This is a genomic window from Gilvimarinus chinensis DSM 19667 (assembly GCF_000377745.1).
GTDB classification, from domain to species: Bacteria; Pseudomonadota; Gammaproteobacteria; order Pseudomonadales; family Cellvibrionaceae; genus Gilvimarinus; species Gilvimarinus chinensis.
In genome coordinates, this window is the sequence record NZ_KB898706.1 from 635263 (window position 1) to 648838 (window position 13576).

A 13576-nucleotide genomic window follows, 5' to 3' on the forward strand; every position below is an offset into this window, starting at 1 on the left:
GGATGCTCTAACCCTCTGAGCTTCGGGCAATAAAAAAGCCACTAACCGAGGATAGTGGCTTCTGTATGGTGGGCCCGCCCAGACTTGAACTGGGGACCTGCCGATTATGAGTCGGATGCTCTAACCAACTGAGCTACGGGCCCTAAATAAATCTTCCTTCTACTACGTCAGCGACTTATATTTCTTAACTTCAGTCGCCGCGCAGTCATCAAGAAGCGGCATTATAGCCCGCTCCTGATTCTTGTAAATCCCTTATTCGTCTAAGAAGCTGCGCAGGTGGTCGGAGCGCGAAGGATGGCGCAGCTTGCGCAGTGCCTTGGCTTCGATCTGACGGATACGCTCGCGGGTTACATCGAATTGTTTGCCCACTTCTTCCAACGTGTGGTCGGTGTTCATGTCGATACCAAAACGCATGCGCAGCACTTTGGCTTCGCGTGCGGTCAGCCCCGCTAATACTTCGCGGGTAGATTCGGTCAGGCCGATGCTGGTGGCCGACTCCACCGGTGAAACGATGGTGGTGTCTTCGATAAAGTCGCCCAGATGAGAGTCTTCATCGTCGCCAATGGGAGTTTCCATCGAGATGGGCTCTTTGGCAATTTTCAGCACTTTGCGAACTTTGTCTTCCGGCATTTCCATGCGTTCGCCCAGCTCTTCGGGAGTGGGTTCACGACCCATTTCCTGCAGCATTTGGCGTGAGACGCGGTTCAGCTTGTTGATGGTTTCGATCATGTGCACCGGGATACGGATGGTGCGTGCCTGGTCCGCAATAGAGCGGGTGATGGCCTGACGAATCCACCAAGTGGCGTAGGTCGAAAATTTGTAACCGCGACGGTATTCGAATTTGTCTACGGCTTTCATCAAACCGATGTTGCCTTCCTGAATCAGATCAAGGAACTGCAAACCCCGGTTGGTGTATTTTTTCGCGATAGAAATCACCAGGCGCAGGTTGGCCTCGACCATTTCCTTCTTGGCGCGGCGGGCGCGCGCTTCGCCAATAGACATGCGACGGTTGATGTCTTTGATGGCCGCCAGGCTCAGGCCGCTGTCTTCTTCAACCTGCTGCAACTTGCGTTGCGCGCGAGTGATTTCGGCTTCATACGGCTTGAGTGCTTCTGAGTAATCGCGTTTTTTCTTGATGATTTCGGCGATCCACTCATCGTTGGACTCGTTACCGGGAAACTCTTTAACAAAGGTCTTACGCGGCATTTTTGCACGGCGCACGCACAGCTCCATAATCGCGCGCTCTTCCTGGCGGGCGCGGTCGAGAATGCTGCGTACATTGACGTAAATGGGATCGAACTGGCGCGGCGGCAATTTAAAGAATTTAAAAATTTCGCCCAGCTCATTCAGTTCTTTATCGGCCTGTTTGCTGTCGCGGCCGTGTTTTTCTGCGGCTTTTTCAGCTTTGGCCAATTGCTTTTTCAGTGCACCAAAGCGCTCTTTAGCTTCTTCGGGGTCGACGCCAGAGGTGCTTTCTTCTTCATCGTCGTCGCTATCGCTGTCGTCATTCTTTGACGGTGCGGCACCGGCGGTGGGAATTTCGTCGGACGGATCGAGCCAGCCAATGATGACATCGGCCAGGCGGCGTTCTTCTTTTTCCACCAGCTCGTATTCATTGATGACCTGCTGTACCGAGCCGGGCCAGTAAGAAATGGCGTGCATCAGCTCGCGCACACCTTCTTCAATGCGTTTGGCAATGGCGATTTCGCCTTCGCGCGTCAGCAATTCAACCGTACCCATTTCACGCATGTACATGCGTACGGGGTCGGTGGTGCGGCCCGCTTCGGTTTCTACGGCCGCCAGAGCAGCAGCGGCTTCAGCGGCGGCGATTTCGTCGGCAGATGAGTCGCCATCGGCCATCAAAAGATCATCGGCATTGGGCGCTTGTTCGAAAACGCGGATGCCCATGTCGTTGATCATTTGGATGATGTCTTCGACCTGATCGGGATCTGAGATGTCCTCGGGCAGGTGGTCATTAACCTCGGAGTAGGTCAGGTAACCCTGTTCTTTACCACGAGCAATGAGCTCTTTGATGCGAGACTGTTGCTGTTTAGCGTCGTCAGCCATTCGATACCCTGTGAAAGTAGCAGTTAAAAAGCAAGCGCGGGATTATAGCGCAAACGGTGGCGTCACTTCTAGGAATTTCAAGGTGAATAAGGGGTTGAAGCGGGAAAAAAGTTTATTTTTCCCGGCCGATGGCTTTTGCCACCAAGGCATCTTTTTCCTCGCGCGACATTTGTTTGGCCTCTGGGCTTTTCAGTCGCGCCAGCGCTTGAGCGCGGCGGCTTTTTGCTTGCAGCTCGCGGATTTTGCTCAGGCTGGACTCGAGGGCGGCGCGATGATTGTAAGTGTGCTCGCTGTCGGTTTCCTTGCGGGTCAGGCTTGTGGCCGAAAGCAGCAGGTCATTGCCCGCTACGGCCGCCAGGCGGTCGGATTCCTCTTCGCCGTAATTGGCACGCCAGTGGCCCAGTATGTGGGGCAGCTGGTAATGGCTGCGTTCGTGCAAGAGCTTTAAGAGGCGCCCCAGACGACGCAGCTCAATGTTGTCTTGATTGAGCCAGAACTCGTGCTCGGGTTCGGCGTCGGCCAGCTCTGGGTGCGCTAACAGTAATGCCATGGCCTTTTGCTGGGGCGGCATTAGGTAGCGGCTGGCAGGCTGGGCCGGTTCGGGGGCGTGTGCCGGTGCTACTGGTGCAGGCTCGTAGTCCAGTGGTGGCATCTCTGCTGCTGGGTAATAGTCGTCCGGCGGGGGGATATCTTCCAGTGGTGGCTGCAGCTCATCTACGCGAATTCTTGCCACGGGCTCTGGTTCCGTCGCCGGTACCGGGGCTGCGCTGGGCAGTGTTTCGGGTGTTTCTACCAGTTCTTCAAGGGTGGCGCGACTCAGCCCTGTTCGACTGGCCAGTGAGTCGAACATAAGCTCACGAAAGACGCCTTTGGGGAGTTTTTCCAGCAAGGGGGCGGCGCGTTTGCTTAAGTGGGCGCGACCTTCCATCGTGCGAATGTTGATGCCTTCGGCGGCGGCATCGAATAAATAATCTTCCAGCGGCACCGCCATATTGATGAGGTTTTCAAATTTCTCCGGGCCTATCTGGCGCACCAGGGTGTCTGGGTCTTCGCCTTCTGGTAAAAACAAAAACTTCACCGTGCGGCCGTCGGTCATGGCGGGAAGCGAGGCTTCCAGGGCGCGGGTGGCGGCACGGCGCCCAGCGCTGTCACCGTCAAAGCAAAACACCACTTCGCTGGTGTAGCGAAAGGCGCGCTCCAGGTGATCTTCGCCGCAGGCTGTGCCCAGAGTGGCGACGCCGTAGCGAATGCCAAACTGCGCCAGGCTGACCACATCCATATAGCCTTCCACCACTAATAGGCGCGGCAGGTTGCGGTAGGCTTCGCGTGCTTCGTACAGGCCGTAAAGTTCACGACCTTTGTGGAATACCGGGGTTTCGGGGGAGTTCAGGTATTTGGGTTTGTCGTCGCCCAGCACCCGGCCGCCAAAACCGATAACACGGCCGCGTGTGTCGCGAATGGGGAAGACGATGCGAAAACGAAAGCGGTCGTAGAGTCGGTCGCTGTTATCTGGCTGGATAAGCATGCCAGAGGTCAGCAGTCCATCTTTTGCTTCGCCGTTGGTGCCAAGCGCGCTGAGTAAGTTGTCCCAGCCCGGGGGGGCGTAGCCAATGCCGTAATCTCGCGCTATGCGGCCGTCAAGTCCGCGGCTTTTCAGGTAATCGACGGCTTTGCTACGCCCGGGATGCTCGCGCAGCTGCAGTTGGTAAAAATCGCTGGATTTTTCCAGCAGCTCGTAAAGGCGTTTGCGCAGTCGGTCCTGTTTTGAGGCACCGGGGCTGGCTTCTTCTTTGGGTACATCCAGTCCGCACAGGTGGGCCAGTTGTTCAACCGCTTCGGGAAAGCCGACGCGCTCATAGTCCATCAAAAAGCCAACGGCATTACCACTGGCACCGCAACCAAAGCAGTAATAAAACTGTTTATCGGGGCTGACGGTGAAGGAGGGGGTTTTTTCGTCGTGAAAAGGGCAGCAGGCGGAGTAGTTTTTACCGGTCTTTTTCAGCTTGACGCGGTGATCCACCACTTCGACGATGTCGACGCGGTCAAGCAGTTCATCAATAAAGGGTTGGGGGATGCGGCTCATGGAGTGATTTTACGGTGTCCGTGAGCCGAAGGAAATGCAATTCAACCGAGCGAGGCTTTAATCCGCTTGCTTACTTCGGCCATGTCGGCGCGGCCCTGTACCTGAGGTTTAACCAGGCCCATGATTTTGCCCATGTCGCGCATTTCATTGGCCCCGGTTTGCGCAATGGCTTTATCGACAATTTCGTCCAGCTCGGCGCTGCTGAGCGGCTGCGGCAAGAACTCTTGAATAATGACGCTTTCCGATTGTTCTTGCTCGGCCAGTTCGGTGCGGCCCGCCTCTTGGTACTGGGCGATAGAATCGCGGCGCTGTTTGAGCATTTTGTCGAGCACGGCTAAAACTCGTGCGTCATCCAGCTCGATGCGCTCGTCAACTTCAATTCGTTTAAATTCCGCCATGACTAAACGCAAAACAGCCACGCGTGCCTTTTCTTTGGCTCGCATGGCGGTTTTAAGCTCGTCATTAATACGGGATTTTAGCTCAGAGGCCATAATCTACCCTATTGTATGCAGAGCGTGTGGTCCGGCTGCCAAAAGACAGCCGGCTCCAACTTAGTACAGACGCTGGAATTTACGAGATTCGCGTTGTACTTTCTTGGCGTGGCGCTTAACGGCGGCCGCCATGTTGCGTTTGCGTACAGCGGTGGGCTTCTCGTAAAACTCGCGGCTGCGAACTTCGGCCAATACACCTGCTTTTTCGCAAGCGCGCTTGAAACGACGCAGAGCGACGTCAAACGGCTCGTTTTCTTTAATCTTTACTGAAGGCATGCTTTTACCTTTGGTTGAACAAAAAATGTCTAACGTTCTAAGGGTGCGGGATTCTATACACTTCGCACTCAGCCTGCAAGCGCTTCTTGCGTGTTTTTTACGGTCGCGGCTGGCCCCAGACAAAAGGGATCTATATGATAGCGGGCTTTTACCGGAGACGGGCGTAAAACATGCGAGTACTGGGCATTGAAACCTCCTGCGATGAAACCGGAATTGCACTCTTTGATACCGAAAAGGGGCTATTGGCACACGATCTGTATTCGCAAATAGCGGTTCACGCAGAATACGGTGGCGTAGTGCCCGAGTTGGCCTCGCGCGATCATGTGCGCAAGATTCTGCCGCTCATAAAGGAGGTGGTCGCCAAGGCCGGTTTGCAGCTTAGTGATATTGATGGCGTTGCCTACACCGCGGGCCCAGGATTAGTGGGGGCGTTGATGGTGGGCGCCAGTGTCGGCCGGGCGCTGGCTTATGCTTGGGATGTTCCCGCCATCGGCGTACACCATATGGAAGGGCACCTACTGGCCCCCATGCTTGAAGACACACCGCCTGAGTTTCCTTTTGTCGCGTTGCTGGTGTCTGGTGGCCATACTCAGCTGGTGAAAGTAGAGGGCATTGGTCGTTACGAGCTGCTCGGCGAATCGTTAGACGACGCCGCTGGTGAGGCTTTTGACAAGGCCGCCAAAATGCTCGATTTAGATTATCCCGGTGGCCCGCATGTGGCGCGGCTGGCCGAGCAAGGTACCGTGGGGCGTTTCACCTTTCCCCGCCCCATGATTGATCGTCCCGGGCTGGACTTTAGTTTTTCAGGCTTAAAAACGTATACGCTTAATACGGTTGCTGAGCATAAAGATGGAGACGGATTGCCGGACGATCAAACCTGTGCCGACATTGCCCGCGCCTTTGAGGAGGCCGTGGTTTCCACCTTGGTGATTAAGTGTCGCAGGGCGCTCGAGGCAACAGGTTTTAAGCGTCTGGTCATTGCAGGCGGGGTGTCAGCTAACAAACGTTTGCGCGCTGAGCTAGAGACAGCGCTGCAAAAAATCGGCGCTCAGGTGTTTTATGCGCGTCATGAGTTTTGTACCGACAATGGTGCCATGATTGCCTACGCGGGTGCGCAACGCTTGGCGGCGGGGCAAAACGAAGGCTTGGCGATTAATGTACGCCCTCGCTGGCCTTTGGACACTCTGCCACCTTTATAAAAACTCGCGGGTAGCCTTCTGCGCGGTTGAACACTAAAAAGAGAAATTCATGGATATCGTCTATATCAGAGATCTGCAAATCCAAACCATTATTGGTATTTACGACTGGGAGCGCGAGGTGCGCCAGACGGTAAGCGTTGATTTAGAAATGGCCAGCGATATACGTCGTGCGGCCGAGACGGACAATATTGAATTCGCCCTCAACTATAAAGCGGTGGCAAAGCGCATCATTGCCCATGTAGAAAACCGCAGCGCGCTTTTAGTGGAGTCTTTGGCGGAAGAAATTGCCGCGCTGGTGCGCGAAGAGTTTAACGTGCCTTGGTTGCGTTTGCGTTTGAGTAAGCCGGGCGCATTGCGTGGTGCCAGAGATGTGGGTTTGATTATCGAGCGGGGAGAAAAACCGGCATGAGCCGTGTTTATTTAAGCCTGGGCAGTAATATTAATCGCTATCGGCACATAGCCGCTGCGCTGGATGCGCTGGCGGTGGAGTTTGGGAGTTTGGATATATCGACTGTTTACGAAAGTGAGTCGGTAGGGTTTAACGGCCGCAATTTTTTGAATCTGGTGGTGGGGGGCAGTACCGGGCTCGCGGTGGGGGAGCTTTCCGCTAAACTGAAAAAAATAGAAGACGATAACGGCCGCAATCGACAGGGCCCCAAATTCAGCCCGCGGACTTTAGATATCGATATTCTCACGGTTGATAACGTTGTGGGTATGGTGGATGGGGTCGAGCTGCCACGAGATGAAATCACCAAAAATGCGTTTGTACTCTTACCGATGGCAGAGTTGGCTCCCGATGAGTTTCACCCCAGGCTCGGGCGCTCTTATGCACAACTTTGGCAGGATTATGACCAGCACTCGCAAAAGCTCTGGCCTGTGTCGTTTGTGTGGCGTGGCCAGGAAATTTCAGTGGCGCAAGAACAAAGCCGGTGAGCCAAAAGGGGCGACGTTGTGGCCCCAGGCCCTCATTACACGCATCATTACGCGACTTATAGCCAGCGCAGTTTTTTAAACAATATCAGTAGTCCCGCACCAATCAATCCCATTATGCCCATGACAATAAAATAGCCGTGTTTAATGTGTAGCTCGGGGATGTACTCGAAATTCATGCCATAAATACCGGCAATAAATGTGAGAGGCACGAAGATGGCGGTAATAACCGTCAGTACGCGCATGGTGTTGTTGAGCATGTGTGAGGTGAGTGACAGGTAGCCTTCAATTAAATCACCACAAATCTCGTAGTACATGGTGGCTAAGCTGTGCACTCGCTCGCAGCGGTCGAATAAATCTTGCAACGCATGAACGATGTCAGGCTCGGTGCGAATAAAAAGCTCGGGTGTTTCTTTTAGCAATGTTTGAGCGATACGTTCATGGTAGTTAAACACGCGCTTTAATTTACGCAGGCGAGATTTGTAAGATATTAGTGTGCGCATTACCGCATCGCTAGGACTTTCCTGCATAGCGTCTTCTAGGTCGTTAATGCGCTCCTCAAACGCCAATACGGCGTCGAGATACCGCCCCACTGAATAATGCATAATGCGAATGGCCAGTAGCGCAGGCTGACGAATGAGCACGCTTTTACTGTCGTTCCAGTGTTGCTGGATACTGAGGGATTTGCCTTGATGAATGCTGATAAAACACTTTTCTGAGGCAAAAAGCGCAATGGGTACCAGCTCCACGTTTAGCTCATCATCAAAATGAGTAATGCCGCGATACAGAATTAATTCTTGATTCTCAAAACTTTCGGTTTTGGGTGGGTGCCGTTTGCGTTGTGCGTCTTCAATTGCCAAAGGGTGGCAGTCAAGCGTACGTAATAGCTCGCGTTCTGCGCGTGGGTCTTCGCTCAGTATGTCTACCCATAAATGGCCGTCACCACTTTGCTGCCACTTGGCGACAAGTTCGACTCCGCCCGTGAGGCGCTCGCCTGATTCGCATAGCCAGAGAGTTTTTATCATAGCTTTACCTATTACTGTTGCAGGCTGCGCCCGCCATCAACGGCAATAATTTGGCCGGTTATGTACGGGGCATCGTTAAGTAAAAACGCCACTGTGCGGGCAATGTCTTCAGGTTCTCCGCTGCGTTCTAACGCTATTTTGTTCAGTATAGAGTGTTGTTCGCTATCGCTCAGGGCGGCTTCATCTTCTGGCCAGGCGATGGCGCCCGGTGCGATACCGTTGACTCGTACCTCGGGCGCCAGCTCCCGCGCCAGGGTCTTGGTTAGCATGACATTCCCCGCTTTTGCCATACAGTAAATGCTGTGGTTTTTCAGCGGGCGTTCGGCGTGAATGTCGGCAATGTTGATAATGCAGCCCCGACTAGCTCGCAGTGCCTGGCTAAGCTGTTGGCTGAGAAAAAAGGGCGCTTTTAAGTTGCTGGCAAATAAGTCGTCCCACTGCTGCTCGCTGGCCTGGCTCAGAGGGGTGGGATAAAAGCTGGAGGCGTTGTTAATCAATGCATTCAGCTGGCCCCACTGAGCGCAAGCGGCTTGAGCCAGTACGCTCAGCTCACCCATATTCGCCAAATCAGCCTGCAGGGTGAATGCACTGTTTGTGCGCTGCTGGTTTAACCGCTCGGCCAGTGTTGTGGCATCGCTGCCTGAGCGACGATAGTGAATGACTAAGTTCCAGTCTTGTTGGTGTAGGTGGGCTGCTATGGCAGCACCAATGCGGCGCGCACCTCCGGTAATTAACGCAACGGGTCTTGCATTCATTGAGTGTGCTCCTGCTTAAATTGTTGCAATAAGCCTAAACGTTCCTGCTCGATGGCTTCGCCCAGCTCTGCACCTTTGAACCCTTGGTTTACCAAGGCTTTTACGTTGACGTTCTTTGCGGTTTGCAGTGCTTGTGCCAGATAGTGGCTTTGCGGGTACTCTCTGTTTTCAAAGCCGGTACGCCCCTGTGAATCGGCTTGGCACACAAGCAAAAATTGCTTGAAACGCTCAGGCTTACGGTAAGCATCGGTCTGCTTAAACAGTTTAAGCAATGTTGATGGTTTTAGTTCAAAGGCGCGGTGGCAGTGAGTGTGAAATTCGGCTGCCATAAGTGCTAGGTCGCGGCAGTCGTTGGGTACCGCCAGTCGTTGGCAAAGCTGTTTGATGGGCTTAAGCCCGGTATGTTCGTGGCCGATGTGTCGGGGCCACTGCTCGCGCGGGGTAAGGCCTTTGCCCAGGTCATGCATCAGCGCGGCAAAGCGTACGGGCGTGTCGTTACTGAGAAGGCAAGCTTGTTGCAGCACCAGCAGGCTGTGTAAGCCCGTGTCTATTTCAGGGTGGTGCTGTGGTGGTTGAGGCACGCCAAACAAGGCAGCCAGTTCGGGCATCACAACGGCCAGGGCGCCACATTGTTGCAGGGTGGCTATAAATACTTCCGGGTGGCGCTCCCTGAGGGCGCGGTCAAACTCTTTCCAGACTCGCTCGGCCACCAAATGATCGGCTTCGCCGGAGGTGACCATCTGTTTTATCAGGCTCAGGGTTTCAGCGGCGATGGTAAAACCCAGATGATGGTAGCGGGCGGCAAACCTTGCTACCCGTAAAATTCGCACCGGGTCTTCGGTAAATGCCTCTGAAACGTGGCGCAGGGTTTTATGTTGAATATCACGCGCGCCACCATAAGGGTCGATCAGCTCTCCGGTGCTGCTTTCGGCTATGGCGTTAATGGTCAGGTCACGGCGTCTCAGGTCTTCTTCTAGAGTGACTTCGGGAGAGCAGTAAAAGCTAAAGCCTGCGTAACCTGGTGCGGTTTTGCGCTCGGTTCTGGCAAGGGCGTACTCCTCTTTAGTGTGCGGATGAAGAAAAACAGGAAAATCTTTGCCCACGGGCGTGAAGCCCATCTCGGTCATGCGTGCGGGGGTTGCGCCAATGACTACCCAATCTTTTTCCGTGAAGGGGTAGTCAAGTAAGCGGTCGCGTACTGCGCCGCCCACTAAGTAGGTTTGGAGGTTATCAGAGGTATCTGTCATGTGATTATGGTAGCGATTTAACGAAACAAGTCCTACACATATTGTCATCTGAATTGATCATTGAGGGGGATAAAGGTTACCTGTAATAACCCGATGTGCTGTTTTGGTGCGTGGTGCTGGGTTTGGGAATTCTCAGTGCACGCTGCTGGTGCCTGGAAGATTAGTAATCGCTTGGGAAAATGGGCTTTATAATTATAAGTTTATGATATTTAAAGATAATTTTAAGTTGGCTCGCTCTTCGCTAATACCTCGGCAAGCTTGTTCGGTGTGCTAATCGACGGCTACACAAAAACATTATTGCCATTAGAAACTAGAGGAAGATTTCATGAAGATGATGAACAAAAAAGTACTGGCCAGTGCCGTTGCCGCTTCTGCCATTGCCTTGAGCGCTGTTGCACCTTCCGCCAGTGCCGAAGTGTCTGCATCGGTAGGCGCTGCCAACATGTACTACTGGCGCGGTATTGATCTGGGTAATGGTGATCCAGCTATCTCAGGTGATATTACCGTTAGTACTGGTGGCCTGTATGCTGGTGTGTGGGGTTCCTCTGGTGATGCTAGCATGGGTACCGAGTACGACCTCTACGTAGGTTACGGTGGCGAAGCAGGTAGCTTTACTTACGATATCAGTCTGTGGAACTACAACTACCCAAGCGCTCCTGCGAACGCCGATGGCTCTGACGGCTCTCCAGACCTGGGTGATTTGACTGAAGCGGTTGTGTCTTTAGGTTTTGGTCCGGTTGCTGTGACTTACTACCACGGCCTGGAAGATCTGGATGAGTACTGGTACACCACCATTGGTGCGAGCTTTGATAAGTTCAGCGTGACCTACGGTCTGCACGAAGACGATTTCTCGCACCTGGATCTGGGCTACTCATTCAATGACAACCTGAGCTTCACCATTGGTGTACCGGTTGATGATGTTGATGGCGCTTATGATGACGATCCTAAATTCATTGTGTCTCTGAGCCTGCCTATCGAATTCTAAGGTAAACGAGAATAAGCCGATGCCAAGAGGTAACGGTAAAAGACAGCGAGCATGAAGCTGTAGGGGCAAACGTAGGTTTGCCCCTTTTTTTATGGGTTGTTTTAAGTGGCTTGCATAATGGGGTGAGCTTTAAGCTTCAGCCCCGGGGAGGCGGACGGTAAATCGTGCACCGCCTAGCGGCGAGCGGGAAATTTTTAAGCCACCCTGATAACCGGCCGCAATATCAGCGCAGATGGCAAGGCCAATACCCTGGCCGGGCTTTGATGTGTCCAGCCGCTGACCGCGCTCGACAGGGTTAGCGTTTAACGATTCGGCAATACCGTCGCCATCGTCATCGACATTTATATGGATATAATTTGCATTAATATGAGCGCTAACGGTTACGTGGCTGTGGCCGTATTTGAAGTCGTTATCTAGCAGGTTACCCATAATCTCAAGAAGGTCCTGTTCGTCGCCCACAAAAAGCAACGTCGGAGAGATGTCGAGCGCCAGGCTGATGCCTTTGTCTCGATATATTTTTCGTAGGGATTGACCCAGGCGCTCACAGGTTTTGAGTAAAGGGATTTGTTTTTTGCTGCCTGAGCTTTGCTCACTGACAGCGCGTTGTAATTGATATTTCACCACTTGATCCATCCTTTCAACTTGCTCTTGTATTTGTCTAGCGTAATCCTTTGCCTCTGGCGGCGGTGTTGCATTTTGTAATACGGCTAGAGGAGTTTTTAGGCTGTGAGCCAAATCGCCTAAACTGTTACGATATCGCTTACGTAATCTCACCTCACTTTCAAGTACCTGGTTTAACCTGTCGACAACCCGCTGGATTTCCTTGGGGTAAGATCCGATAAGCAGGTTTGTTTCGCCACTTTGCATTTTGCTTAATGAGTTTGCCAGTGTTCGAAGGGGGCGCAGTGCCCAGGCGAGCAGGCTCGCGTAAAATATGGCCATGGCCGTGACGGCAAGCAATAGCCACTTACCCATGGTAGTACGGAATGCGCCAAGCGCACTGTAGAAACTCTCACCCGAGTGCACCAGGGCAAACCGGTAGGGGATTACGGTGCCGGTGTCTGTTTCCCAGAGTATGTCATAGTCGGCGTAGAACGCTCGCTTAGTCGGCCCGCGGTGTTGTTGTATCTGCATTTGGCCCGGGTGATGGTGATGGCCAAAATCTTGGTATTGGGGCGGCTCTTCAGTCAGCATACTTGAGGCGGAGCGCCATACTTGCGAGCCGTCGGTGCGAAAAACGTAAGCCGCGAGGCCAGAGGTGGGCTGCTCCAGGTCGGGCTCTAGCAGTGATTCTGGCAGCTGTAGTTGTTCGCCACTCATCTCAGCAAGAGAAAATAATAAATAAAAGTAGCGTTCCAGGCGCACCTGTTCTGCGGCAAGCAAGCTGCTGCGCACGGCTTTATCGAGTGCAAAACCGGTAAGCAGTAACAGTAAAAGCAGGGCCAGTAAGGTGCCAAAGCCTAGGCGGGCCTTGAGGGTCGAGGGCTTCATGGCTGAGTTGATGGTGGCTCGGCGGTTAAATTAAATCGGTAACCGAGGCCGCGCAGGGTGCTAATGGGGTTGATGGTGCCGTCAGGGTCCAGCTTTTTGCGTAAGCGCCCGATAAATACTTCAATGGTATTGCTGTCGCGATCAAAGTCTTGCGCGTACAGGTGTTCAGTCAGATCTGCCTTCGAGAGCGTCTTGCCGCTGTTGAGCGCTAATTGCAGTAAGGTGTTGTACTCATAGCCTGTGAGTTCAACTTCTACATTGTTAACTTTCACGCTCTTGGCATCGGTGTCAATGCCAATGGGGCCAAATTGAAGCTGGCTTTGTGCTAAGCCGTAAGAGCGACGCAATAGAGCTTGAACCCTCGCCCGCAGCTCTTCGGGGTGGAAGGGTTTAGTGAGGTAGTCGTCCGCCCCGGCTTCAAGCCCTTCTACCTTGTCTTGCCAGGCATCTCGCGCCGTGAGAATGAGTGCCGGAAAGTTACGTTGTCGTTCGCGCAGCTGACGAATTAAGCTAATGCCGTCAAGCTCGGGCAGCCCCAAGTCGATAATCGCTAAGTCGTAATTAAATTCCTGTCCAAGATAAAGGCCTTCGCGCCCATCGAGGGAGGTGTCACAGGCAAAGCCACTTTGTTTCATCTGCGCGGCAATTTGCTGATTAAGTTGTGGGTCATCTTCGACAATCAAAAGGCGCATGGTGGCTCCTGTGGTGTAAGGCCGTAATGTTATTTAATTGGGCGGCCACTGGCGGCATCAATCAGTACTGAGTGGATGCGACCGGATTTTTGCAAGAGTTTCACTCGATAGGCGGGCTTGCCCTTGGCTTGCACCCGTTTGATATCAATGACTTTGCCGCCGAAGGTTTTGCTGGCAATTTTACCCGCTTGTGCAGCGTTGATAGCGCAATATGCCTGTTCACCGGCATAGGGCGAGGAAATGTTAGGGGCTCCGGCCTGTGCGTTGATTACCACTGCTGCGAGAAAAACCGGAATAAGCCATTTGGCCATTGCGTGTACCTGTTTAATTGGGCG

At 53.2% G+C, this 13576-nt stretch carries 14 protein-coding genes and 1 tRNA gene; 4 read left to right on the plus strand and 11 right to left on the minus strand.

What is annotated here, in order from left to right; all coding sequences use genetic code 11:
• Positions 1-66 precede the first annotated feature (66 nt).
• The 5 genes from D568_RS0102930 to rpsU form a co-directional block, all read right to left on the minus strand.
• A tRNA-Ile gene (locus D568_RS0102930) sits at positions 67-143 on the minus strand.
• Between the two features lie 109 nt (positions 144-252).
• Positions 253-2067, minus strand: coding sequence for an RNA polymerase sigma factor RpoD (rpoD, locus tag D568_RS0102935; protein ID WP_020208074.1), 1815 nt, complete (start codon positions 2065-2067; stop codon positions 253-255).
• A 112-nt stretch (positions 2068-2179) separates the two neighbouring features.
• Positions 2180-4150 carry a DNA primase gene (gene dnaG / locus D568_RS0102940; protein ID WP_020208075.1) on the minus strand — a complete coding sequence of 657 codons (1971 nt, stop codon included), beginning with the start codon at positions 4148-4150 and terminating at the stop codon, positions 2180-2182.
• 41 nt (positions 4151-4191) lie between these two features.
• The gene (locus D568_RS0102945; protein WP_020208076.1) at positions 4192-4641 is read right to left on the minus strand and encodes a GatB/YqeY domain-containing protein; all 450 of its coding nucleotides are present in this window, start codon (positions 4639-4641) and stop codon (positions 4192-4194) included.
• Positions 4642-4701: 60 nt separating this feature from the next.
• Positions 4702-4917 carry a 30S ribosomal protein S21 gene (gene rpsU, locus D568_RS0102950; RefSeq protein ID WP_020208077.1) on the minus strand — a complete coding sequence of 72 codons (216 nt, stop codon included), beginning with the start codon at positions 4915-4917 and terminating at the stop codon, positions 4702-4704.
• Between the two features lie 170 nt (positions 4918-5087).
• On the opposite strand from rpsU, the gene tsaD reads away from it, so the two are divergent.
• From tsaD to folK, 3 genes are read left to right on the plus strand one after another with little or no spacing between them, the layout of a single operon-like run.
• A complete protein-coding gene (gene tsaD / locus D568_RS0102955) occupies positions 5088-6116 on the plus strand; it encodes a tRNA (adenosine(37)-N6)-threonylcarbamoyltransferase complex transferase subunit TsaD (protein ID WP_020208078.1) in 1029 nt (342 codons plus the stop codon).
• Positions 6117-6165: 49 nt separating this feature from the next.
• Positions 6166-6525 carry a dihydroneopterin aldolase gene (gene folB / locus D568_RS0102960; RefSeq protein WP_020208079.1) on the plus strand — a complete coding sequence of 120 codons (360 nt, stop codon included), beginning with the start codon at positions 6166-6168 and terminating at the stop codon, positions 6523-6525.
• Positions 6522-7049 carry a 2-amino-4-hydroxy-6-hydroxymethyldihydropteridine diphosphokinase gene (gene folK / locus D568_RS0102965; protein ID WP_020208080.1) on the plus strand — a complete coding sequence of 176 codons (528 nt, stop codon included), beginning with the start codon at positions 6522-6524 and terminating at the stop codon, positions 7047-7049. The genes folB and folK overlap by 4 nt, the downstream gene beginning before the upstream one ends.
• Before the next feature lie 56 nt (positions 7050-7105).
• Here the strand turns inward: folK and D568_RS0102970 are convergent, their stop codons facing one another.
• The 3 genes from D568_RS0102970 to D568_RS0102980 are packed head-to-tail and all read right to left on the minus strand — an operon-like array spanning position 7106 to position 10073.
• On the minus strand, positions 7106-8071 hold the full coding sequence (locus tag D568_RS0102970) for a magnesium transporter CorA family protein (RefSeq protein ID WP_020208081.1): 966 nt from the start codon (positions 8069-8071) through the stop codon (positions 7106-7108).
• Positions 8072-8082: 11 nt separating this feature from the next.
• Positions 8083-8826, minus strand: a complete 744-nt coding sequence (locus tag D568_RS0102975; RefSeq protein ID WP_020208082.1) for a pteridine reductase — start codon at positions 8824-8826, stop codon at positions 8083-8085.
• Positions 8823-10073: a multifunctional CCA addition/repair protein gene (locus tag D568_RS0102980; protein WP_020208083.1), complete on the minus strand. Its 1251-nt coding sequence runs from the start codon at positions 10071-10073 to the stop codon at positions 8823-8825. The genes D568_RS0102975 and D568_RS0102980 overlap by 4 nt, the downstream gene beginning before the upstream one ends.
• A gap of 325 nt (positions 10074-10398) precedes the next feature.
• On the opposite strand from D568_RS0102980, the gene D568_RS0102985 reads away from it, so the two are divergent.
• Positions 10399-11058 (plus strand): TorF family putative porin, encoded by a 660-nt coding sequence (locus tag D568_RS0102985; RefSeq protein WP_020208084.1) that lies wholly within the window; start codon positions 10399-10401, stop codon positions 11056-11058.
• A gap of 129 nt (positions 11059-11187) precedes the next feature.
• Here the strand turns inward: D568_RS0102985 and D568_RS0102990 are convergent, their stop codons facing one another.
• The 3 genes from D568_RS0102990 to D568_RS0103000 are packed head-to-tail and all read right to left on the minus strand — an operon-like array spanning position 11188 to position 13552.
• Positions 11188-12549 carry an ATP-binding protein gene (locus tag D568_RS0102990; protein WP_020208085.1) on the minus strand — a complete coding sequence of 454 codons (1362 nt, stop codon included), beginning with the start codon at positions 12547-12549 and terminating at the stop codon, positions 11188-11190.
• Positions 12546-13241: a response regulator transcription factor gene (locus D568_RS0102995; RefSeq protein ID WP_020208086.1), complete on the minus strand. Its 696-nt coding sequence runs from the start codon at positions 13239-13241 to the stop codon at positions 12546-12548. Before D568_RS0102995 ends, D568_RS0102990 begins: the two co-directional genes overlap by 4 nt.
• Before the next feature lie 29 nt (positions 13242-13270).
• A complete protein-coding gene (locus D568_RS0103000; protein ID WP_020208087.1) occupies positions 13271-13552 on the minus strand; it encodes a PepSY domain-containing protein in 282 nt (93 codons plus the stop codon).
• Between the last annotated feature and the right edge of the window lie 24 nt (positions 13553-13576).